The organism is Stenotrophomonas sp. GD03680 (assembly GCF_029844625.1).
In the GTDB taxonomy this organism is placed as follows: Bacteria; Pseudomonadota; Gammaproteobacteria; order Xanthomonadales; family Xanthomonadaceae; genus Stenotrophomonas; species Stenotrophomonas maltophilia_P.
On the sequence record NZ_JAOCKC010000002.1, the window covers coordinates 190,578 to 212,678 of the forward strand.

Below are 22,101 nucleotides of genomic sequence, written 5' to 3' on the forward strand. Positions count from 1 at the left end.
TCCCTGTGCGGCACCCACGTGTACGCCCACTCCCGATAAGCGACGGAACCCGACCATGTTGTGGATGATCGACAACTACGACAGCTTCACCTACAACCTCGTGCAGTACCTGCAGACGCTGGGTGCCGAGGTGAAGGTGGTGCGCAACGATGCAATGAGCGTGGATGAGATCGCCGCGCAGAAGCCCGAACGCATCGTCATTTCGCCCGGCCCGTGCACGCCCAACGAGGCGGGTGTGTCGCTGGAACTGATCCAGCGCCTCGGTCCGACCACGCCGATCCTTGGCGTGTGCCTGGGCCACCAGGGCATCGGCCAGGTCTACGGCGGCACGGTGATCCGCGCGGGCAACATCATGCACGGCAAGACTTCGCCGATCCGCCATGAAGGCAAGGGCGTCTTCGCCGGCCTGCCGGACCGCTACCAGGCTACCCGTTACCACTCGCTGGTGGTGGACAAGAACAGCCTGCCCGATGTGCTGGAAGTGACCGCTTGGACGGAGAACGACGACGGCTCGATCGAAGAGATCATGGGCCTGCGCCATCGCCACTTCCCGGTGGAAGGCGTGCAGTTCCACCCCGAATCCATCCTCACCGAACACGGCCACGCCCTGCTGCGCAATTTCCTGCAGCGACCGGCCGCCTGAGTCCAAGGAGCAATCCCGATGAGCTTCTCCCCCCAGGAAGCCTTGCACCGCACCATCGAGCACCGCGAGATCTTCTTCGACGAGATGGTCGACCTGATGCGGCAGATCATGCGCGGCGATGTTTCGCCGATGATGACGGCAGCCATCCTCACCGGCCTGCGCGTGAAGAAGGAGACCGTGGACGAAATCGCCGCGGCGGCCACCGTGATGCGTGAATTCGCCCGGCCGGTGCCGGTGGCCGATACCTCCAACCTGGTCGATATCGTCGGCACGGGGGGCGATGGTTCGCATACCTTCAACATCTCCACCTGCGCGATGTTCGTCGCGGCGGCTGCCGGCGCGCGCGTGGCCAAGCATGGCAACCGCAGCGTGTCGTCCAAGTCCGGCAGCGCCGACGCGCTGGAGGCGCTGGGCGCGGTGATCGAGCTGCAGCCGGAGCAGGTGGCCGCGGCCATCGAGCGGACCGGGATCGGTTTCATGTTCGCGCCGATCCACCACCCGTCGATGAAGGTGGTGGCGCCGGTGCGCCGCGAGATGGGCGTGCGCACCATCTTCAACATCCTCGGTCCGCTCACCAATCCGGCCAGCGCACCGTCGGTGCTGATGGGCGTGTTCCACCCCGATCTGGTGGGCATCCAGGCGCGCGTGCTGCGCGAACTGGGTACCGAGCGCGCCATGGTGGTCTGGGGCCGCGACAACATGGACGAGATCTCGCTGGGCGCCGGCACCCTGGTCGGCGAATTGCGCGCCGGCAAGGTGCGCGAGTACGAGATCCACCCGGAGGACTTCGGCATCGCCATGTCGGCCAGCCGCAACCTGCGCGTGGATGGCCCGGAGCAGTCCATCGCCCTGCTGCGCGCGGTGCTGGACAACACGCCCGGCCCCGCGCTGGACATCGTCGCGCTCAATGCCGGCGCCGCCCTGTACGTGGCCGGCGTGGCCGACGACATCGGCGATGGCCTGGCCCGCGCCCGCGCCGCGATCGCCAATGGCAGCGCCCGCCAGCGCCTGCACCAGTACATCGAGACCACCCGCGCACTGGTTGCCTGAGCGCGTGGTTCAGCCTGACCCCGTCGATGGCCGATAATGGCCGTCCTCACCGCCCCCGCACCGAACCGAAGACGATGAGCGACATCCTGCAGACGATCCTGGCCCGCAAGGCCGAAGAAGTAGCCCAGCGTCGCGCCCAGCGCCCGCTCGAGGAGCTTCAGGCCGCCGTGGCCAGCGCCCCGCCGGTACGTGGCTTCGTGCGCGCGTTGCAGGCGGCGGTGGCCAACGGCGACCCCGCGGTGATCGCCGAAGTGAAGAAGGCCAGCCCCTCCAAGGGCGTGATCCGCCCGGATTTCCGCCCGGCCGACATCGCGGTCAGCTACGAGTTCGGTGGTGCCAGCTGCCTGTCGGTGCTGACCGACGTGGATTTCTTCCAGGGCGCCGACGCCTACCTGCAGCAGGCCCGCGAGGCCTGCACGCTGCCGGTGCTGCGCAAGGACTTCGTGATCGATGCCTACCAGGTGTACGAGGCGCGCGTGCTGGGCGCTGACTGCATCCTGCTGATCGTGGCGGCGCTGGACGATACCCAGCTGGCCACGCTGTCGGAACTGGCACTGTCGCTGGGCATGGACGTGCTGGTGGAAGTGCACGACATCGACGAGCTGGAGCGTGCGCTGCAGGTGCCGGCGCCGATGATCGGCATCAACAACCGCAACCTGCGCACCTTCGAGGTCTCGCTGCAGACCACCCTGGACATGCGCCTGGCCGTGCCGCGCGACCGCCTGCTGGTGACCGAGAGCGGCATCCTCGGGCCCCAGGACGTGGCGCTGATGCGTGATGCCGGCATCCACGCGTTCCTGGTCGGCGAGGCCTTCATGCGCGTGGAAGAGCCGGGCGAGGGCCTGCGTCAGCTATTCTTCGCGGCATGAAAACGCATTACCCGACGCCACGCGCGGATGCGCCGCTGGTGGTCTTCGACTTCGATCACACCCTGTACGACGGTGATTCGGGCACGCACCTGTTCGCCTCGCTGATCAAGCGCAACCCGTTGCGCATGCTCGCGGCGCTGCTGGTCACCCCGATTGCCGGGCCTATGGTGGCGATGCTGCCGACCCGCCGTGCCGGCATTTCGATCTACGTGTGGATCGGCAGCTTCGGCCTGCATCGTGCGCGCGAGTTCAACCGGGTGATCGACGCCTACGTGATCAGGAACGAGGCGCAGATGCGCGCCAAGCTGCTGCCGCAGGCGCTGGAGGTGTTCGCCGCGCACCGTGCAAAGGGGGATCGCGTGGTGGTGGCCACGGGCGCCCCGCCCGAACTGGCCCGCGCGATCCTGGCCTTCGTTGCGCACCAGGACGTGCCGGTCATCGGCACGGAGGTCGGGCCGCGCCTGGGAGGGGTGGGGCCGACCCGTCACTGCCACAACGAAGAGAAGATGCGCATGCTGCGTGAACGTGGCTATGGCGACATCGACATTGCCTACTCCGACAGCACTGCGGATCTGCCGCTGCTGCTGGCGGCGAAGGCGCCGGTGGTGGTCAACCCGAAGCCGGGCAAGGTGGCGTTCTTCCGCAGCGTACTGCCGGCGGGCACCCGCATCCTCAACTGGGGCTGCGTCGACCGCGGCGGCGACAAGGCCTGATCCACCGGGCCCGCCGGGCATGGCCCGGCGCTACCACAACGCGGCCCACTTCCGCCGGGCGAGCGCAGCGGCCCACGATGACGCCGGGCCATGCCCGGCGGCGTGCCTCAATTCAACAACGTGCCCAATCGCTGCGCCGCTTCGCGCAGGCGCGGCAGCAGCTGGGTCTGCATCACGCCCAGACCGATACGGCCCGCCTGGGTGCCGATGTTCAACGCACCAATCACGTCACCGCTGCGCGAACGCACAGGCACTGCGATCGAGCGCAGGCCGATCTCCAGTTCCTGGTCGACCAGGGACACACCTTCGCGGCGCACCTTCTCCAGCGTGTCCAGGAAATCATCCATGCGGGTGATGGTGCGCTCGGTGCGCGGCCGCAGCGGATTGCGTTCCAGATAGCCTTCCAGCGTGTCGCGCGGCAACGCCGCGAGCAACACGCGGCCCATCGATGTGCAGTAGGCAGGCAGACGGCTGCCCGCGCGCAGTCCAATCGACATGATGCGCACGGTTTCCGCACGTGCCACGTACAGGATGTCGTCGCCGTCCAGCACGCCCAGCGAGCAGGATTCATGCACGTCGTCGCGCAGGGCGTCGAGCACCGGCTGCGCTGCGGCGGTCATCGACGACGACGCCACATAGGCACCGCCCATGCCCAGCACGCGCGGCAGCAGCACGTAGCCACGGCCCTGTTCGCCGACATAGCCCAGCTTTTCCAGCGTATACAGCACGCGCCGCACCGCGGCACGCGAGATGCCGGTATCGGTGCTGATCTGTGACATGGTCACTTCGCGCGGGTGCTGCGAGAACACGCTCAGCACGGCCAGGCCGCGACCGAGCGATGTCATGAAGTCCGGATCGCCCTGGTTGTCCTGGATCTGCTGCATCAGCTCATGGGCCAGGCCACGGTCCTGCGGCGGGGCAGGAGCGCGCTTGGGGCGACGGCTGGGAGGAACGGCGGCAGGCATGGCAGCAGCTTTCATCGGGTTCGACCTTGCATGGTAAGCGCTCGCACCAGCAACCGGTACCCGGGTAGCGCCGCCTGGCAGGCGACGCTACGGGGCAGGGTTCACCTGTGCTCGGGCAGCGCGTAGGCAATCACGTAATCGCCGCGGTCCGGCGACTGGCGGGCGCCACCGGCGGAGATCACCACGTACTGACGGCCGGTCTTTGGCGAGACATAGGTCATCGGCGTGCCCTGGCTACCCACCGGCATGCGTGCCTTCCACAGCTCATCGCCGGTACGGCTGTCGTAGGCACGCAGGTAGTAATCCTGCGTGCCCGCGAAGAACAGCAGGCCTGACTGGGTGGCCAGCGAACCGCCCAGGGTCGGCATGCCGATCGGGATCGACAGGCCCATCTTGATGCCCATCGGACCGGTGTCCTTCACCGTGCCCACCGGTACCTGCCAGACCAGTTTGCGGGTCGCCAGGTTGATCGCCGACATCGTGCCGAACGGGGGCTTCTGGCAGGGAATGCCAAGCTTGGACAGGAAGCGGTCGCGCAGCGAACCATAGGGCGTGCCGGTCTGCGAGGCCGCGCCCATTTCCACGCCGCCGTCGCCGCTGCTCATCTGCGCGCGCGGAATCAGCTTGGTCCACAGGCCCAGGCGCATGTCATTGACGAACAGATAGCCCGTGGTCGGGTCGACCGAGGCGCTGCCCCAGTTCATGCCGCCCAGCGAACCCGGCCATTGCAGCGCCAGGTCTTCGCCCGGCGGCGTGTACATGCCGTCGTAGCGGAACTGCTTGAACTGGATGCGGCACAGCATCTGGTCGATCGGGGTGGCTCCCCACATGTCCGACTCGGTCAGCGTTTCCGCGCCGATCTGCGGCAGGCCCACCGACAGCGGCTGGGTGGCGGCGTAGCGCTCGCCCTCGGCGTTGCCCTGCGGCGCCGGAATGTCGCGCACTTCGCTGATCGGCACGCCGGTCTGCCGGTTGAGCATGAAGATCTGCCCGGCCTTGGTGACCTGCAGCAGCGCCGGCAATGTGCCGCCCTTGCCGTCGGGTACATCGATCAGGGTCGGCTGCGCGGGCAGATCGTAGTCCCACAGATCGTGGTGTACGGTCTGGTACACCCAGCGTTCCTTGCCGGTGGCGACGTCGAGCGCGACCACGGCAGAGCTGTACTTGTCGTCCTGCGGCGTGCGTTCGCCGGCCCACTGGTCCGGCGTGGTGTTGCCGGTGGGCAGGTAGACCAGGCCCAGTTGCGGGTCGTAGGCCATCGACGTCCACACATTCGGCGTCGCACGGGTGTAGTGGATCGACGGATCCAGCGGCACGTCCGGGGTCTCCTTTGAAAGATCCCAGATCCAGACCAGCTCACCGGTGCGCACGTTGTACGCACGCACCACGCCGGACGGTTCACCCACTTCGATGTTGTCGGCCACCCGGCCGCCGACCACGATCAGCTCGCCCGCCACCAGCGGCGCGGCGGTGAGGGTGTAGAAACCGGGCTTGATCTCGCCCATGCCGACCTTCAGGTCGACCACCCCGTTGCTGCCAAAGTCCGGGCAAAGGGCACCGGTGTTCGCATCCAGCGCGAACAGGCGGGCGTCGATGGAGGTCATCAGGATGCGCTTCCCGCACAGCGCCGGGCCGGTGCTCGCCACGTCAGTGGCCGGCACTGGTGCCGGTGCAGCCGTCGTCGCGGCGGCCGGTGCGGTAGTCGCATCGAAATAGCCCAGGCCCCGGCAACGCTGCCAGTTCGGTGCGGTGGCCTTGGGATCGAAGGCCCAGCGCTGCTTGCCCGAATCGGCATCAACGGCGATCACCTGGTTGTGCGGGGTGCACAGGTACAGGGTGTCGCCGATCTGCAGCGGGGTGTTCTGGTCTTCGGCGCCGAAGCCGTTGCTTTCCGGTACATCGCCGGTACGCGCGGTCCAGGCCACCTGTAGCTCTTTCACATTGGCCGGGGTGATCTGGTCCAGTGCGGCAAAGCGGGTACCGGCGGTGGTATTGCCCCAGTGCATCCAGTCGCGCTGTTCAGCGCCCTTGGCCACGGGCACTACGGGGGGTGTGGTGCCCTGCGCCGCCTGCACGGGACGCGGCTGGAACGCTGCGAATGCAGTACCCAGCAGACCCACCAGCAGCACTGCAGCCACGCCATAGGCGCCGCGACCGGACACCTGGCCGCGGCTGCGGCGCAGCACCGGCCAGGCCAAGGCGACCAGCAGGGCGAGCACGGCGGGCATCACCAGGCGCGAAACCAGCGGCCAGAAATTCCAGCCGGCATCCACCAGCGCCCACAGCAGCGTGGCCACGAACGCCAGGCCGTACAGCAGCGCACCGTTCGGCCGGCGCATCACCAGCAGCACGCCGGCCACGGCAGACGCTACACCCATCAGCAGGAAGTACCAGCTGCCCCCCAGCTGCACCAGGCGTACGCCGCCGACCAGCAGAGCCAGGCCGAACAGCGTCACCAGGATGCCGAGCAGGATCACCAGCACACGGCACACGGCCGGAACCTTCGTCGTCTCGTCCACGTTGCATGAACCTCATTGCAGGAACCCGCGCGAAGGCGGGGAAGCCCCGCGCGCGCCAGGCGTGGCGGGGGCCGACGGCATCCAGGGCGGCTGCGGGCCGTGACGGCGTGCAGGCGTCGATCTGCTTATGACGCAAGGCGGGTGAATGACCGATCACGGCGATTATCGCACGCGTGTGCGATTTTTGCGTGATGCTGTGGCGCCATTGATGGAACGCAGCGGCGCGAAGATGCCGGGAACGGGCAGCGTACGGACGAACCGGTTACCCTATGCCGCCATACAAGCTGGTAGCTGCAATGACCGACGCCACCGTGGCCGTCCCCGCGTGGGCCTCGCGCCTGCGCGACATCGCCGATTTCCCCAAGCCCGGCATCCTGTTCAAGGACATCATGCCGCTGCTCGCGCACGGCGAGGACTTCCGTGATGCCATCCGCGCGATGGCCGACCGCTGGCGCGACCAGAAGCTGGACGCGGTGGTGGGTATCGAATCGCGTGGTTTCATCCTGGGCGCCGCGATGGCACTGGAACTGGGCGTCGGCTTCGTGCCGGTGCGCAAGCCGGGCAAGCTGCCCGGCCAGGTGCTGCGCGAGGAATACACACTGGAGTACCGCAGCGACTGCATCGAAGTGCATGCCGATGCGCTGGCGGCCGGCGCGCGCGTGGCGATCATCGATGACGTGCTGGCGACCGGCGGCACGCTGGTGGCCGCATTGTCGCTGGTGCGCCGGCTGGGCGTGGACGTGGTCGGTGCTGGCGTCCTGGTCGAGCTGGATGGCCTGGGTGGCCGCGCCCGTTGGCAGGCGGACCTGCCGCTGCACACCGAGCTGGTGTTCTGAGACTGTCGCCGGGCATGGCCCGGCGCTACCGGATCTGGAACTGCCGCCGGGCATGGCCCGGCGCTACCTGTCGCTGGGCCTTACATCATCCGTACGCGGAAGCGGCGGCCCTTGATCTTGCCGGCCTCCAGTTTCGCCACGGCCTTGCTGGCCTGCTCGCGCGCAATCGCCACGTAGGAGCGGGTCGGGAAGATCGCGATCTTGCCGATGAACTTGCCCGACAGGCCGGCGTCGCCGGTCAAGGCGCCGAGGATGTCGCCCGGGCGCAGCTTGTCTGTCTTGCCACCGTCGATGCGCAGGGTGCGCATCGCTGCCTGCGGCAACTCGGCGGGGCGTGACGTCGCCAGCGGCGTTTTCTGCCAGTCCAGCGAGCGCCCCATCTGTGCTTCGATCGCTTCGGCGCGGGTCTTTTCGCGGCCCGCCACCAGGCTGATGGCCAGGCCGCTGGCGCCGGCACGGCCGGTACGTCCAACGCGGTGCTGGTAGCTTTCGACATCGGTCGGCAGCTCGTAGTTGATCACCGCCGCCAGCTCTTCCACGTCCAGACCGCGCGCGGCGACGTCGCTGGCGACCAGCACGTTGCAACTGCGGTTGGCCAGGAGCAGCAGCACTTCCTCACGGTCACGCTGCTCCATGTCACCGTGCAGGGCCAGCGCCGAGAAGCCGAACTGCTGCAGCGAATGGGCGACCTCATCCACGTCCTTGCGGGTATTGCAGAACACCACCGCCGATTCGGGCGTGTACTTGAGCAGCAGGCCGGCCAGCGCCTTCTGCCGATGGGCCGGCTCGACCTCGCAGAACAGGTGGCGGATGGCCGGCGCCTGGTCAGCGCCTTCCACCGTGACTTCAACGGCATCGCGCAGCAGATCACGTGCAATGGCACGGATGCTGTCGGGGAAGGTGGCCGAGAACAGCAGGCTCTGCCGGTCCTTGTGGGTGCGTCCGGCGATTTCGCGGATGGGCTCTTCAAAGCCCATGTCGAGCATGCGATCGGCTTCGTCCAGCACCAGCGTGCGCACCGCGCCAAGATTCAGCGCGCGCTTGCGTGCCAGCTCCTGCACGCGGCCAGGGGTGCCGACCACCACGTGCGGGTCGTGGCCTTCCAGCGAAGCCAGCTGCGGTCCCAGCGGCACGCCGCCGACCAGCAGCAGCAGCTTCAGGTTGGGGATGCCGGTGGCCAGCTTGCGGATCTGCTTGCCGACCTGGTCGGCCAGTTCGCGGGTCGGGCACAGCACCAGCGCCTGCACGCGGATCAGGCTCGGATCGATCGCCTGCAGCAGCCCCAGGCCAAACGCAGCGGTCTTGCCGCTGCCGGTCGGAGCCTGCGCGATCACGTCGCGGCCATCGAGGATGGCGGGCAGGCTCTGGGCCTGCACAGGGGTCAGGGTGGTGTAGCCGAGGGCATCCAGGCCGGGCTGCAGGGCCGGGCTCAGCGGCAGGGTCGAGAAATCAGTCATGGCGCATTGTACCTGCGCGCGCGGCCGTCACCGTCTCCCGGGGCAGCGGCCGTATCGGCAGACCTGCGCTCAGTGCAGCATCGCCAGCACGCCCTGGTGGATCGCCAGGCCACCGAACAGCAGCCAGGCGAACAGGAGCAGCGCCAGCAGCAGCGGCTTCAGGCCCGCCTGGCGCAGCGCGGAGACATGGGTGGTCACGCCCAGCGCCGCCATCGCCATCGCCAGCAGCACCGTGTCCAGCTGCACCAGCGCTGCGTGAAGTCCGGCGGGCAGCAGCTGCAGCGAGTTCATGCCGGCCACGGCGACGAAACCGAACGCGAACCACGGCACAACGATGCGGGCCTTGCTGCCCTCGGACGTTGCCCTGCTGCCGCGTGCCAGCCAGAGCGACAGCACGACCAGGAAGGGCGCAAGCAGCATCACCCGGACCATCTTGGTGATGACGGCGGTATCGGCAGCCGCCTCACCCACGGCACGGCCGGCAGCCACCACCTGCGCCACTTCGTGCACGGTCGCCCCAGTGAACAGGCCGTACTGCTGCGCGCCCATCGCCAGCCAGCCGTGCGACTGCAGCAACGCATACAGCGCCGGATACAGGAACATGGCAAGCGTACCGAACACCACCACGGTCGATACCGCCACCGTTACCTGTGCCGCACGACCACGCACCACCGGCTCGGCCGCCATCACTGCCGCCGCGCCACAGATGGCACTGCCGGCGCCGATCAGCATCGCCGCCTCACGCTCCATCCTGAACACGCGCGTGCCCAGCCAACAGGCCAGGCCAAATGTGCTGGCGACCACCAGCACGTCCATCAGCACGCCGGCGATGCCGACATGGCCGATGTCCTGGAACGTCAGGCGCAGGCCATACAGCACAATGCCGGCACGCAGCAGCCAGTGCTTGGCGAAGCCGATGCCTGCCGCGCTGCGCGGCGCCAGCCGCGGGTAGAGGGTATTGCCGACCGCGATACCGGCGACGATCGCCACGGTCAGCGCGCTCAGGCCATGCGCCTGCAGCCATGGCAGGTCCGCCAGATGAAGCGATGCCGCAGCGAGCAGGCCCGCCAGCAGCAGCCCGGGCAGGCGCGGCTGCCAGCGCTGCCGCAGAACGGGCAGGGACCAGGTGGAGGGGGTGGAGGTGCTCATCGCGGGACCGGTGTGGGGGAACGATGAAAAGCGTGCGCCTGCGCCAATGACCTGTAAAACGAATAATATAAGTAGAATCTACCTGATTTATAGGTAAATGCCATGCGCCTGACTCTGCGCCAGCTACAGGTCTTCGTCGCCATTGCCGACCATGGAAGTACCTCCGCGGCCGGCCAGGCCATCGCGCTCTCGCAGTCGGCCAGCAGTGCCGCCCTGCAGGAGCTGGAGGCGCACTTCGGCACGCCCCTGTTCGACCGTGTCGGTCGCCGCCTGGTGCTGAACGGCCATGGCCGCGCGCTGCTGGAACCGGCCCGCGCGCTGCTGGTCAATGCCGTTGATCTCGAGCGCCAGCTCGCTGCCGGCGGGGACCCCGCGCAGGGGGCACCGTTGCGGCTGGTGCTGGCGGCCAGCACCACCATCGGCAACTACCTGCTGCCGGCGCGCATCGCCGACCTGTTGCGGCAGGCGCCACAGGCGGAAGTCGATCTGCGCATCGACAACAGCGCCGGCGTGGTCGCCGCCGTCCAGCGGCTGGATGTGGATGCCGGCCTGATCGAGGGGCCATGCCACGAGCGGGGTTTGCAGGTGACCGCGTGGCAGCAGGATCCGCTGGTGATCGTTGCCGCCGCCGACGCGGCGGCGCGCTGGTCGCTGGAGGATCTGCGCGCGGCGCGCTGGCTGCTGCGCGAACCCGGGTCCGGCACCCGCGAGGCCGTGGAGCAGGCGCTTCTGCCGCATCTGCGCGGCTTCGCGCAGACCCTGCAGCTGGGCAATACCGAGGCGATCAAGCAAGCCGCGATCGCCGGCCTCGGCGTGGCCTGCCTGTCACGTCACGCATTGGAGGAGCCGCTGGCACTGGGTCGCCTGCGTGTGCTGGATACCCCGCTACCCGCGCTGCAGCGCACGCTGTGGCTGGTGCGCCACCCCGGCAAGCAATGGTTGCCGGGTCTGCAGGCGTTGCTGGGGGAGGTGGGCTGATCGATCTCCGGGAGCAGCCCGGCCGGCGCCCCCAACCCGTACAATATCCGGATGCCTCTGATTACTCTGCAGAACGTCGACTTCAGCGTCGGCGGCCCGTTGTTGCTGGAAAAAGCCGAACTGTCGATCGAGCCGGGTGAACGCATCGCCCTGATCGGCCGCAACGGCGCCGGCAAATCCACCCTGCTCAAGCTCCTGTCCGGCGACCACAAGCCCGATGATGGCGAAGTACGCGTCCAGCAGGGCGTCCGTGTGACCCGCCTGGAACAGGAAGTGCCGCACGGCGCGGCCGGCTCGGTGTTCGACGTGGTGGCCGATGGCCTGGGTGAGCTGGGCCAGTGGCTGGCCGAGTTCCACCACCTCAGCCATGCCGACGAGTTCGACGGCGATGCACTCGGCCGGGTGCAGGCCAAGATCGACGCGGCCAATGGCTGGGGTCTGGACCAGCGCGTGGCCGAGACACTGACCAAGCTCGACCTGGATGGCGATGCGGAGTTCGCGCGCCTGTCCGGTGGCATGAAGCGCCGCGTCCTGTTGGGCCGCGCGCTGGTCTCCAGCCCGGACCTGCTGCTGCTGGACGAGCCGACCAACCACCTGGACATCGAAGCCATCGACTGGCTGGAAGCATTCCTGAAGGGCTGGAGCGGCAGCGTGGTGTTCGTCACCCATGACCGCCGCTTCCTGCGTGCGCTGGCCACCCGCATCGTCGAGATCGATCGCGGCCAGGTCACCAGCTGGCCCGGCGACTGGGCCAACTACGAACGCCGCCGCGAAGAGCGCCTCAACGCGCAGGCGCAGGAGAACGCGCGCTTCGACAAGCTGCTGGCACAGGAAGAAGTGTGGATCCGGCAGGGCATCAAGGCGCGCCGCACCCGCGATGAAGGTCGCGTGCGCCGGCTGAAAGCGATGCGCACCGAACGGTCGCAGCGACGCGAGCTGAGCGGCAATGTCCGGATGGAAGGGGCACAGGGCGTGAGCTCCGGCAAGAAGGTCATCGACGTCAAGGACATTTCGTTCGCGTTCGGCGACCGCACCATGGTCCGCGACTTCACCACCACCATCCTGCGCGGCGACCGGATCGGCCTGATCGGCCCCAACGGCAGCGGCAAGACCACCCTGTTGAAGCTGCTGCTGGGTGAACTGCAGCCGCAGAAGGGCGAGGTCAACGCCGGCACCAACCTGCAGGTGGCCTATTTCGACCAGTATCGTGCCGTGTTGCGCGAGGACTGGAGCGCCATCGAGAACGTGGCCGAAGGCCGTGATTTCCTCGAGTTCAACGGCAAGCGGAAGCACGTGCATGCCTATCTGCAGGACTTCATGTTCACGCCCGAGCGCGCGCGCGCGCCGATCACCCGGCTGTCCGGTGGGGAGCGCAACCGCCTGCTGCTGGCCAAGCTGTTCGCGCAGCCGTCCAACCTGCTGGTGATGGACGAACCCACCAACGACCTGGACGTGGAAACGCTTGAGCTGCTGGAAGAGCTGCTTGGCGAGTACACCGGCACGCTGCTGCTGGTCAGCCACGATCGTGATTTCATCGACAACGTGGTGACGTCCACGCTGGTGATGGAGGGCGACGGCGTGATCGGCGAGTACGTTGGAGGCTATACCGACTGGCAGCGCTACGCGGCCAGTACCGCAGCGGCAGCAGTGCCCGCCGCAGCCAGGCCGGCGGCAGCGGCTGCGCCTGTGGCTGCCGCGGAACCTGCCGCGGTCAAGCGCAAGCTCAGCTACAAGGAAGCGCGCGAACTGGAGCAGCTGCCGAAGACGATCGAGAAGCTGGAAGGTGACGTCGAAGGCCTCACCTCAGCGATGAATGATCCCTCGTTCTACACCCGCAGCAGCGCCGAGGTGACGGCACACACGCAGCAGCTGGCCAAGGTGCAGGCCGAACTGGACGCCGCGTACGCGCGCTGGGAAGAGCTGGAAGGCTGATCGTTGACCGACGCTGGCGGTGCAAGGGTAGCGCGGGGCCATGCCCCGCGGGCGCACAGCGCGGGCTTCTGGCGTTCCGCCGGGCATGGCCCGGCGCCAGGGATGCAAGGGCGCCACGGCGCCCTGATCCTATTTGACCCCGTGCAGATCCCGCAGCTGGCTTGGCCGGCTGCCGAAGTACGCCGCCAGGTCGGCGATGTCCTGATCGCTCAGGTCCGTCGCCTGCGGCGTCATCAACGCGTGCTGGCGGTCGCCGGAACGGTAGGCCTGCAGCGCATGCGCGAGGTAATCACCGTACTGCCCACCCAGTTTCGGGTAGGTCGGATCGATCGGGGCGTTGCCGTCGGCACCATGGCAATCGATGCAGCTCTGGTTGGTGGCCTTGCCCTTCACCTTGGCCCGGGCTTCACCGGCAGCCTCACGGCCGGTGGGCAGGCCTGCCGACGATGAAGAGCCGTGCTCGCCGCTGGCATGGCCCGGATCGGCGGCGGATTTCTCGCTGTTCTCCACCTGTGACTGCGAGCAGGCCGCCAGCAGCAGGGCGACGGACAGGGCGATGGCATGACGCAGTGGATGCGCGGCTTTCGACATGGGCGGGCCTTACTTGACGGTGGACAGGTAAACAGAGAGATCGGCGATCTCCTGTTCGCTGAAACTCATCGACTGGGCCTGCATCGTCGGATGCCGGCGCTTGCCCTGGCGGTACTCGGTCAGGGCCTGGGTCAGGTACTGCTGGGTCTGGCCACCGATCTTCGGTACCCGGTAACTCGGGTAGGCGTTCTTGTAACCGGTGATGCCATGGCACCCCTGGCAGGTGTAGGCCAGCACCCGGCCATTGTCGTAATTGCCGGCAGGTGCGGCGGCGGCAGCAGCGGCGGGTGCCGGGGCTGGGGCGGGTGCTGCGGTCGTGGTAGCTGGAGCGGGCTGTGCGGCGGCCCCGAGGGGCAGGAGGACGGCCAGAGCGAGACAAGCGGCGAGCGGCTGCGGGCGCATGATGTCGTTTCCGGGGATTCGGGTCTGGTCGTTCCGGCGTGGGGTACGGAACGACCCGAGTATAGCCTCAGGTTTCATCTAGCTGAAATGGGGGTGGGCCGACCAGCGGCGTGAAGACACCATGACCTTTGGGATATGGTGTTGCCGTGAAGTGGTGCATTACTTTGCTACCACACCTGCCCACGCATCCTCCAGGGACCTGACGATGTCGCACCCAATCTTCCTGCATGGCCGCCGCAGCGGACTCTGCGCCGCCGCCCTGCTGATCTCCACCACGCTGATGCTGGGCGGTTGCGCCGCGGGCCCCAACAGCGAGGCCAAGGCCGCCGAAACCAAGGATGAGAAAAAAGTCGAGTCCGTGCCGGTCGAGGTCGCGGTGGCCAGCCGCCGCGCGGTGGCGGCCAGCTACACCGGCACCGCCGCGCTGGAGCCGCGCGCCGAGTCGCAGGTGGTTGCCAAGACCTCTGGCGTGGCGCTGGCGGTGCTGGTCGAGGAAGGCCAGCGGGTCAGCGCGGGGCAGCCGCTGGTACGGCTCGATCCGGACCGCGCACGCCTGGCGGTTGCCCAGAGCGAGGCACAGATGCGCAAGCTCGAGAACAACTACCAGCGCGCACAGAAGCTGGTCGGCCAGCAGATGGTCAGTGCCGCCGACGTCGACCAGCTGCGCTTCGATCTGGAAAACGTGCGCGCGCAGTATCGCCTGGCCACGCTGGAGCTGTCGTACACCACGGTGGTCGCACCGATCTCCGGCGTGATCGCCTCGCGCTCGATCAAGACCGGCAATTTCGTGCAGATCAACACGCCGATCTTCCGCATCGTCGACAACTCGCGCCTGGAAGCCACGCTCAACGTTCCCGAACGCGAGCTGGCAACGCTGCGTGCCGGCCAGCCGGTGACCCTGTCGGCGGATGCACTGCCGGGCCAGAGCTTCACCGGCATCGTTGATCGCATCGCACCGGTGGTGGATTCGGGCAGCGGCACGTTCCGTGTTGTCAGTGCCTTCGACGGCACTGCCCATTCCCTGCAGCCGGGCATGTTCGGCCGGATCCGCATCGATTACGACCAGCGTGCCGACGCCCTGGTCGTGCCGCGCCTGGCGCTGCTCGACGATGGTGAGCCGGCGGTGTTCCGGGTGCGCGACGGCAAGGTCGCACGCGTTCCGGTCAAGCTGGGTTACGCCGAGGGGCCATGGGTGGAGATCCGTGATGGCCTGGCGGCCGGAGACCAGGTGGTCACCGCAGGCAAGGTCGCGCTGCGCGACGGCACCGCCGTGCAGGTGATCGCTGATCCGAAAGCGAAGACGGCGACGGCCTCGGCCAAGCCGGCAGACAAGGCCGGGAGCCGGCAATGAGCCATCCTGACCACGACCACGGTGCTTCGCCCCACGGCGAAAGCGCCGCCGCCGGCATGCGCGGCGGCCTGGTGGAGTTCGCTACCCGCCGCCGCGTCACCATTGCCATGTGCACGGTCACCCTGCTGCTGTTCGGCCTGATTGCGCTGGGCAGTCTCAAGGTCAACCTGCTGCCGGACCTGAGCTACCCGACGCTGACGGTACGCACCGAATACACCGGTGCGGCACCGACCGAGATCGAAACCCTGATCACCCAGCCGGTGGAAGAAGCCGTGGGCGTGGTCAAGAACCTGCGCAAGCTGAAGTCGGTCTCGCGCACCGGCCAGAGCGATGTGGTGCTGGAGTTCGCCTGGGGCACCAACATGGACCAGGCCAGCCTGGAAGTGCGCGACAAGATGGAAGCGCTGAACCTGCCGCTGGAGGCGAAAGCCCCGGTGCTGCTGCGCTTCAATCCGTCCACCGAGCCGATCATGCGCCTGGTGCTGTCCAGCAAGGCGGCCCCGTCCAGCGATGCCGACGCCATCCGCGAGCTGACCATCCTACGCCGCTACGCCGACGAGGATCTGAAGAAGAAGCTGGAACCGGTCACCGGCGTGGCGGCGGTCAAGGTCGGCGGCGGCCTGGAGGACGAGATCCAGGTCGACATCGACCAGCAGAAGCTCGCGCAGCTGAATCTGCCGATCGATACCGTCATCAAGCGCCTGAAGGACGAGAACATCAACATCTCCGGCGGTCGGTTGGAAGAGGGCTCGCAGCGCTTCCTGGTTCGCACCGTCAACCAGTTCGCCGACCTGGAGGAGATCCGCAACCTGCTGGTCACCACCCAGGCGTCCAATGGCAGCGCGGCAGACTCCGCGCTGCAGCAGATGTTCAACATTGCCGCCTCCACCGGTTCCGCTGCGGCCATCGCCGCAGCCTCGGCCGCACAGAGCGCATCGTCCGGCGGTGGCTCCAGCGTGGTTGCCAATGGCATTCCCGTCCGGTTGAAGGACGTGGCCACTGTGCGCCAGGGCTACAAGGAGCGTGAAGCGATCATCCGCCTGGGCGGCAAGGAATCGGTCGAGCTGGCGATCTACAAGGAAGGCGACGCCAACACCGTCGCCACCGCCGAAGCGCTGCGCAAACGCCTGGAGCAGATCAAGGGCACGTTCCCCGGCGATGCCGAACTGACCACCATCGAGGACCAGTCGCGCTTCATCGAGCATGCGATCAGCGACGTCAAGAAGGATGCGGTGATCGGCGGCCTGCTGGCGATCCTGATCATCTTCCTGTTCCTCCGCGATGGCTGGAGCACGTTCGTCATCAGCCTGTCGCTGCCGGTGTCGATCATCGCCACGTTCTTCTTCATGGGCCAGCTGGGTCTCAGCCTGAACGTCATGTCGCTGGGCGGCCTGGCGCTGGCGACGGGCCTGGTGGTGGACGATTCGATCGTGGTGCTGGAGAGCATCGCCAAGGCGCGCGAGCGCGGGCTGGGCATCCTGCAGGCCGCGATCGAAGGCACCCGCGAAGTGAGCATGGCGGTGGTCGCCTCCACCCTGACCACCATCGCGGTGTTCCTGCCACTGGTGTTCGTCGACGGTATCGCCGGCCAGCTGTTCCGCGACCAGGCGCTGACCGTGGCGATCGCCATCGCCATTTCGCTGCTGGTATCGATGACACTGATTCCGATGCTCAGCTCGCTGAAGGGGCGGCCGCCGCTGGCGTTCCCCGAAGAGCCCGCCAGCGAGGCGTGGCAGCCGGAGCGTCGCTGGCAGAAGCCCGTTGCAGCCGGCCGTCGTGGCTTCGTCGCTGCGGTGCGCTGGACCTTCTATGCGCTGGCCTGGCTGGTGGTGCGTGCCTGCCGCGGCGTTGCCGCCGTGATCGGTCCGGTCATGCGCAAGGCCAGCGATATCGCGATGAAGCCCTATGCGGGGGCCGAACGTGGCTACCTGCGGCTGTTGCCGAGCGCGCTGGCGCACCCCGGCAAGGTGCTGGGCCTGGCCGCGCTGGCGTTTGCAGCCACCATGGCGCTGGTGCCGATGCTGGGCGCCGACCTCATCCCGCAGCTGGCCCAGGACCGCTTCGAGATGACCGTCAAGCTGCCGGCCGGCACGCCGTTGAAGCAGACCGATGCACTGGTCCGCGAACTGCAGCTGGCGCACGGCAAGGGCGAGGGCGTGGCCTCGCTGTACGGCGTCAGTGGCAGCGGTACCCGGCTGGACGCAAGCCCGACCGAGAGCGGTGAGAACATCGGCAAACTGACCGTGGTGATGGAAGGCGGTGGGGATGCGCGCACCGAAGCGGCCATCACCGAGCGCCTGCGTGGCACCATGGCCGGGCACCCCGGCGCGCAGGTCGACTTCGCGCGGCCGGCACTGTTCAGTTTCTCCACGCCGCTGGAAATCGAACTGCGTGGTCAGGACATGGCCACGCTGGAGCAGGCCGGCCAGCGGCTGGCTGCCCTGCTGCGCGGCAATGCGCACTACGCCGACGTGAAGTCGACGGTGGAGGAGGGCTTCCCGGAGATCCAGATCCGCTTCGACCAGGAGCGCGCCGGTGCGCTGGGCCTGACCACCCGCCAGATCGCCGACGTCGTGGTGAAGAAGGTGCGCGGCGACGTGGCCACCCGCTACAGCTTCCGCGACCGCAAGATCGACGTGCTGGTACGGGCACAGGAAGGCGACCGGGCCAGCGTGGAGAGCATCCGCCGCTTGATCGTCAACCCGGGCAGTACCCGTCCGGTCACCCTGGACGCCGTGGCCGACGTGGTGGCCACCACCGGTCCGAGCGAGATCCACCGTGCCGATCAGACCCGCGTCGCGGTGGTCTCGGCCAACCTGCGTGACATCGATCTGGGCGCGGCCATGCGCGAAGTGCAGCAGATGGTCGCCGAACAGCCGCTTGGTGCGGGCGTCGGCCTGCATATCGGCGGCCAGGGCGAGGAACTGGCGCAGGCGGCAACGTCGCTGATCTTCGCCTTCGGGCTGGCGATCTTCCTGGTCTATCTGGTGATGGCGTCGCAGTTCGAGTCGCTTCTGCATCCGTTCGTGATCCTGTTCACCATCCCGCTGGCGCTGGTCGGCGCGATCCTGGCACTGATGCTGACCGGCAAGCCGATCTCGGTGGTGGTGTTCATCGGCCTGATCCTGCTGGTGGGACTGGTCACCAAGAACGCGATCATCCTGATCGACAAGGTCAACCAGCTGCGCGAGGCCGGCGTGGCCAAACACGAGGCGCTGGTGGAAGGCGCGCGCTCGCGCCTGCGTCCGATCATCATGACCACCCTGTGCACGCTGTTCGGCTTCCTGCCACTGGCGGTGGCGATGGGCGAGGGCGCTGAAGTACGTGCGCCGATGGCGATCACCGTCATCGGCGGCCTGCTGGTCTCCACCCTGCTGACCCTGCTGGTGATCCCGGTGGTCTACGACCTGATGGATCGCCGCGGCGACGCTTACTACCGCGAACGCGGCCGCAAGCACGCCGGCGACGGACTGCGAATCGCAGAAGGTGGCCGCGTCGGCGGCGAGGAGCCGGCATGAGTGTCGCCGAGTTCTCCATCCGCCGTCCGGTCACCACCATCATGTGCTTCGTATCGCTGGTGGTGATCGGCCTGATCGCTTCATTCCGGCTGCCACTGGAGGCTCTGCCGGACATCTCCGCGCCGTTCCTGTTCGTGCAGATTCCGTACACGGGCTCGACACCGGAAGAAGTGGAGCGGACCATCATCCGGCCGGTGGAAGAGTCATTGGCAACGATGACCGGGATCAAGCGCATGCGCTCCTCGGCCACGTCCGAAGCGGCGCTGATCTTCATCGAGTTCAGCGACTGGGACCGTGACATCGCCATCGCCGCTTCGGACGCGCGCGAACGTATCGATGCGATCCGCAGCGACCTGCCTGACGACCTGCAGCGCTACAACGTGTTCAAGTGGTCCAGCAGCGACCAGCCGGTGCTGAAGGTGCGCCTGGCCAGCACCACCGACCTGACGACCGCCTATGACATGCTCGACCGCGAGTTCAAGCGGCGCATCGAGCGCATTCCGGGCGTTGCGCGCGTGGACATCACCGGTGCACCGCCGAATGAAGTCGAGATCGCGATCGATCCCAACCGGCTCAACGCGCACGGGCTGAGCATCAACGAGCTGAGCGAACGGTTGCGCACGCTGAACTTTTCGATCTCGGCCGGGCAGATCGATGACAACGGCCAGCGTGTGCGCGTGCAACCGGTCGGCGAGATCACCGACCTGCAGGAACTGCGCGACCTGGTGATCAACGCCAAGGGCCTGCGGCTGGGTGACATCGCTGATGTGCGGCTGAAGCCGGCGCGGATGAATTATGGCCGCCGCCTGGATGGCAACCCGGCAGTGGGCCTGGACATCTTCAAGGAGCGCAGCGCCAATCTGGTCGACGTCTCGCGCGCGGCGCTGGCCGAAGTCGAAGCGATCCGCGCACAGGCCTCGATGCGCGATGTGCAGATCAAGGTCATCGACAACCAGGGCAAGGCGGTGACCTCCTCGCTGCTGGAGCTGGCCGAAGCCGGTGCGGTGGGCCTGATCCTGTCGGTGACGGTGCTGTTCTTCTTCCTGCGCCACTGGCCGTCCACGCTGATGGTGACGCTGGCCATCCCGATCTGCTTCACCATCACCCTGGGCTTCATGTACTTCGTCGGGGTGACGCTGAACATCCTGACCATGATGGGCCTGCTGCTGGCGGTGGGCATGCTGGTGGACAACGCCGTGGTGGTGGTGGAGAGCATCTACCAGGAGCGCGAGCGCATGCCGGGACAGCCACGGCTGGCCTCGATCATCGGCACCCGCAACGTCGCCATCGCGCTCAGCGCCGGCACGCTGTGCCATTGCATCGTGTTCGTGCCGAACCTGTTCGGCGAGACCAACAACATCAGCATCTTCATGGCACAGATCGCGATCACCATTTCGGTATCGCTGCTGGCGTCTTGGCTGGTGGCGGTCAGCCTGATTCCGATGCTGTCCGCGCGCATGGCCACGCCCAAGCTCGTGCACTCGCAGACCGGCCTGATCGCGCGCCTGCAGCGGCGCTACGCGCAGGTGCTGGACTGGTCGCTGCACCATCGTGGCTGGAGCCTGCTGGGCATCGTGCTGGTGGTGGCCGTCAGCCTGGTGCCGATGAAACTGACCAAGGTGGACATGTTCGGTGGTGAAGGTGGCAAGGACATCTTCATCGGCTACATGTGGAAGGGTGCCTACACCTACCGGCAGATGTCCGAGGAAGTGGCGCGGGTGGAGAACTGGATCGACGAGAACCGTGAGCGCCTGCACGTCAAGCAGGTGTACTCCTGGTACAGCGAGCAGGAAGGCAGCTCGACGGTCGTCACCCTGGACGAGAAGTACGCCAAGGACATCAAGTCACTGCAGGAGGAGCTGCGCAAGGGCCTGCCGAAGTCCGCGCGTACCGACTACTTCGTCGGCAACCAGGGCGGTGATGGTGGTGGCGGCAACCAGGGCGTGCAGGTGCAGTTGATCGGCGATTCCAGCAGCATGCTGCAGGAAATCGGCCAGGAAGTGCTGCCCCTGCTGGCCCAGCGTGCGGAGCTGCGCGACGTGCGCATCGACAATGGCGAGAAGGGCGGTGAACTCAAGGTGCGCGTCGATCGCGAGCGTGCCGCCGCCTTCGGCTTCAACGCCGAGCAGGTGGCCAGCTTTGTCGGCCTGGCATTGCGCGGCGCACCGATGCGTGAGTTCCGGAGAGGCGACAACGAGGTTCCGGTCTGGGTGCGCTTCGCCGGGGCCGAGCAGAGCAGTCCGGAGGACCTGGCCGGCTTCAGCGTGCGTACCGGCGACGGCCGCAGCGTGCCGCTGCTGAGTCTGGTCAGCGTCGATGTCGGTTCGTCCGCCACCCAGATCGGCCGAACCAACCGGCAGACCACGCTGACGATCAAGGCCAACCTGGCCGAGAAGATCACCGCACCGGACGGACGCAAGGCGATCGAGGCCGTACTCAAGCCGATGAGCTTCCCGGCCGGCTATGGCTACACCTTCGATGGCGGCGACTATGGCAACGATGACGAGGCGATGCAGCAGATGGTGTTCAACCTGCTCATCGCGCTGGTGATGATCTACGTGGTGATGGCGGCGGTGTTCGAATCGCTACTGTTCCCGGCGGCGATCATGAGCGGCGTGCTGTTCTCGATCTTCGGCGTGTTCTGGCTGTTCTGGATCACCGGCACCTCGTTCGGAATCATGTCCTTCATCGGCATCCTGGTGCTGATGGGCGTGGTGGTGAACAACGGCATCGTGATGATCGAGCACATCAACAACCTCCGGCGCAGCGGCATGGGGCGTACCCAGGCGCTGGTGGAGGGCTCACGCGAGCGGCTGCGCCCGATCATGATGACCATGGGGACGGCGATCCTGGCGATGGTGCCGATTTCGCTGACCAACACGCAGATGTTCGGCGACGGTCCGGAGTACGCGCCGATGGCCCGTGCCATCGCCGGTGGACTGGCGTTCTCGACCGTGGTCAGCCTGCTGTTCCTGCCGACGATCTACGCGGTGCTGGACGACCTGCGCAATGCCGTGACGCGGCTGATCCGCCGCGCGCGCGGCCTGGAAAAGGTGGCGGCAACGGCCGCCTAGCGTCGAGCTTGCCCGACTACGGGGAACGACAACGTGTTGTGGTGTGGGGAGGCC

Annotated in this window: 16 protein-coding genes; 10 read left to right on the forward strand and 6 right to left on the reverse strand. The window is 67.4% G+C overall.

The window, feature by feature from the left end; translation table 11 throughout:
- The first annotated feature begins 55 nt into the window (after positions 1-55).
- The 4 genes from N5J29_RS03285 to N5J29_RS03300 all read left to right on the forward strand — a co-directional run bounded on the left by N5J29_RS03285 (position 56) and on the right by N5J29_RS03300 (position 3,275).
- Complete coding sequence (locus N5J29_RS03285) at positions 56-643, forward strand: aminodeoxychorismate/anthranilate synthase component II (protein WP_074900025.1); 588 nt, start codon at positions 56-58, stop codon at positions 641-643.
- A gap of 18 nt (positions 644-661) precedes the next feature.
- Entirely contained in the window at positions 662-1,693 is a 1,032-nt protein-coding gene (gene trpD / locus N5J29_RS03290) for an anthranilate phosphoribosyltransferase (RefSeq protein ID WP_164151959.1), read from the forward strand.
- Between the two features lie 74 nt (positions 1,694-1,767).
- Entirely contained in the window at positions 1,768-2,562 is a 795-nt protein-coding gene (gene trpC, locus N5J29_RS03295; protein WP_164151962.1) for an indole-3-glycerol phosphate synthase TrpC, read from the forward strand.
- Positions 2,559-3,275, forward strand: a complete 717-nt coding sequence (locus tag N5J29_RS03300; RefSeq protein ID WP_053515578.1) for a haloacid dehalogenase-like hydrolase — start codon at positions 2,559-2,561, stop codon at positions 3,273-3,275. Before trpC ends, N5J29_RS03300 begins: the two co-directional genes overlap by 4 nt.
- 107 nt (positions 3,276-3,382) lie before the next feature.
- On the opposite strand, the gene N5J29_RS03305 is transcribed toward N5J29_RS03300, so the two are convergent.
- Together N5J29_RS03305 and N5J29_RS03310 are read right to left on the reverse strand one after the other, a co-directional pair.
- Positions 3,383-4,240 carry an IclR family transcriptional regulator C-terminal domain-containing protein gene (locus N5J29_RS03305; protein ID WP_164152939.1) on the reverse strand — a complete coding sequence of 286 codons (858 nt, stop codon included), beginning with the start codon at positions 4,238-4,240 and terminating at the stop codon, positions 3,383-3,385.
- Between the two features lie 101 nt (positions 4,241-4,341).
- Complete coding sequence (locus tag N5J29_RS03310; protein WP_164152929.1) at positions 4,342-6,759, reverse strand: membrane-bound PQQ-dependent dehydrogenase, glucose/quinate/shikimate family; 2,418 nt, start codon at positions 6,757-6,759, stop codon at positions 4,342-4,344.
- Positions 6,760-7,055: 296 nt separating this feature from the next.
- Here N5J29_RS03310 and N5J29_RS03315 point away from each other — a divergent pair, with 296 nt between their 5' ends.
- Entirely contained in the window at positions 7,056-7,595 is a 540-nt protein-coding gene (locus N5J29_RS03315; RefSeq protein ID WP_053517758.1) for an adenine phosphoribosyltransferase, read from the forward strand.
- 80 nt (positions 7,596-7,675) lie between these two features.
- Here N5J29_RS03315 and dbpA read toward each other — a convergent pair whose 3' ends face one another.
- A complete protein-coding gene (gene dbpA, locus N5J29_RS03320; protein WP_111185644.1) occupies positions 7,676-9,052 on the reverse strand; it encodes an ATP-dependent RNA helicase DbpA in 1,377 nt (458 codons plus the stop codon).
- Positions 9,053-9,121: 69 nt separating this feature from the next.
- Positions 9,122-10,201, reverse strand: a complete 1,080-nt coding sequence (locus tag N5J29_RS03325) for a YeiH family protein (RefSeq protein WP_164152928.1) — start codon at positions 10,199-10,201, stop codon at positions 9,122-9,124.
- A gap of 102 nt (positions 10,202-10,303) precedes the next feature.
- Here N5J29_RS03325 and N5J29_RS03330 point away from each other — a divergent pair, with 102 nt between their 5' ends.
- Entirely contained in the window at positions 10,304-11,179 is an 876-nt protein-coding gene (locus N5J29_RS03330; protein WP_065181327.1) for a LysR family transcriptional regulator, read from the forward strand.
- Between the two features lie 51 nt (positions 11,180-11,230).
- Positions 11,231-13,111, forward strand: a complete 1,881-nt coding sequence (locus N5J29_RS03335) for an ATP-binding cassette domain-containing protein (protein ID WP_279924095.1) — start codon at positions 11,231-11,233, stop codon at positions 13,109-13,111.
- Positions 13,112-13,240: 129 nt separating this feature from the next.
- Here N5J29_RS03335 and N5J29_RS03340 read toward each other — a convergent pair whose 3' ends face one another.
- Positions 13,241-13,702 (reverse strand): cytochrome c, encoded by a 462-nt coding sequence (locus tag N5J29_RS03340; RefSeq protein ID WP_053517751.1) that lies wholly within the window; start codon positions 13,700-13,702, stop codon positions 13,241-13,243.
- Positions 13,703-13,711: 9 nt separating this feature from the next.
- On the reverse strand, positions 13,712-14,104 hold the full coding sequence (locus N5J29_RS03345; protein ID WP_053517750.1) for a c-type cytochrome: 393 nt from the start codon (positions 14,102-14,104) through the stop codon (positions 13,712-13,714).
- Between the two features lie 205 nt (positions 14,105-14,309).
- Here N5J29_RS03345 and N5J29_RS03350 point away from each other — a divergent pair, with 205 nt between their 5' ends.
- The 3 genes from N5J29_RS03350 to N5J29_RS03360 are packed head-to-tail and all read left to right on the forward strand — an operon-like array spanning position 14,310 to position 22,047.
- Positions 14,310-15,455: an efflux RND transporter periplasmic adaptor subunit gene (locus N5J29_RS03350; protein WP_053517749.1), complete on the forward strand. Its 1,146-nt coding sequence runs from the start codon at positions 14,310-14,312 to the stop codon at positions 15,453-15,455.
- Positions 15,452-18,973 carry an efflux RND transporter permease subunit gene (locus N5J29_RS03355; protein WP_164152927.1) on the forward strand — a complete coding sequence of 1,174 codons (3,522 nt, stop codon included), beginning with the start codon at positions 15,452-15,454 and terminating at the stop codon, positions 18,971-18,973. Before N5J29_RS03350 ends, N5J29_RS03355 begins: the two co-directional genes overlap by 4 nt.
- Positions 18,970-22,047 carry an efflux RND transporter permease subunit gene (locus tag N5J29_RS03360; RefSeq protein ID WP_065181330.1) on the forward strand — a complete coding sequence of 1,026 codons (3,078 nt, stop codon included), beginning with the start codon at positions 18,970-18,972 and terminating at the stop codon, positions 22,045-22,047. The genes N5J29_RS03355 and N5J29_RS03360 overlap by 4 nt, the downstream gene beginning before the upstream one ends.
- The last annotated feature ends 54 nt before the right edge of the window (positions 22,048-22,101 follow it).

Excerpts from the sequence above, each read along its gene's own strand:
- N5J29_RS03285 (WP_074900025.1), top strand. The coding sequence starts at position 56 with ATGTTGTGGATGATCGACAACTACGACAGCTTCACCTACAACCTCGTG.
- trpD (WP_164151959.1), top strand. The coding sequence starts at position 662 with ATGAGCTTCTCCCCCCAGGAAGCCTTGCACCGCACCATCGAGCACCGC.
- trpC (WP_164151962.1), top strand. The coding sequence starts at position 1,768 with ATGAGCGACATCCTGCAGACGATCCTGGCCCGCAAGGCCGAAGAAGTA.
- N5J29_RS03300 (WP_053515578.1), top strand. The coding sequence starts at position 2,559 with ATGAAAACGCATTACCCGACGCCACGCGCGGATGCGCCGCTGGTGGTC.
- N5J29_RS03305 (WP_164152939.1), bottom strand. The coding sequence starts at position 4,240 with ATGCCTGCCGCCGTTCCTCCCAGCCGTCGCCCCAAGCGCGCTCCTGCC.
- N5J29_RS03315 (WP_053517758.1), top strand. The coding sequence starts at position 7,056 with ATGACCGACGCCACCGTGGCCGTCCCCGCGTGGGCCTCGCGCCTGCGC.
- dbpA (WP_111185644.1), bottom strand. The coding sequence starts at position 9,052 with ATGACTGATTTCTCGACCCTGCCGCTGAGCCCGGCCCTGCAGCCCGGC.
- N5J29_RS03325 (WP_164152928.1), bottom strand. The coding sequence starts at position 10,201 with ATGAGCACCTCCACCCCCTCCACCTGGTCCCTGCCCGTTCTGCGGCAG.
- N5J29_RS03330 (WP_065181327.1), top strand. The coding sequence starts at position 10,304 with ATGCGCCTGACTCTGCGCCAGCTACAGGTCTTCGTCGCCATTGCCGAC.
- N5J29_RS03335 (WP_279924095.1), top strand. The coding sequence starts at position 11,231 with ATGCCTCTGATTACTCTGCAGAACGTCGACTTCAGCGTCGGCGGCCCG.
- N5J29_RS03340 (WP_053517751.1), bottom strand. The coding sequence starts at position 13,702 with ATGTCGAAAGCCGCGCATCCACTGCGTCATGCCATCGCCCTGTCCGTC.
- N5J29_RS03345 (WP_053517750.1), bottom strand. The coding sequence starts at position 14,104 with ATGCGCCCGCAGCCGCTCGCCGCTTGTCTCGCTCTGGCCGTCCTCCTG.
- N5J29_RS03350 (WP_053517749.1), top strand. The coding sequence starts at position 14,310 with ATGTCGCACCCAATCTTCCTGCATGGCCGCCGCAGCGGACTCTGCGCC.
- N5J29_RS03355 (WP_164152927.1), top strand. The coding sequence starts at position 15,452 with ATGAGCCATCCTGACCACGACCACGGTGCTTCGCCCCACGGCGAAAGC.
- N5J29_RS03360 (WP_065181330.1), top strand. The coding sequence starts at position 18,970 with ATGAGTGTCGCCGAGTTCTCCATCCGCCGTCCGGTCACCACCATCATG.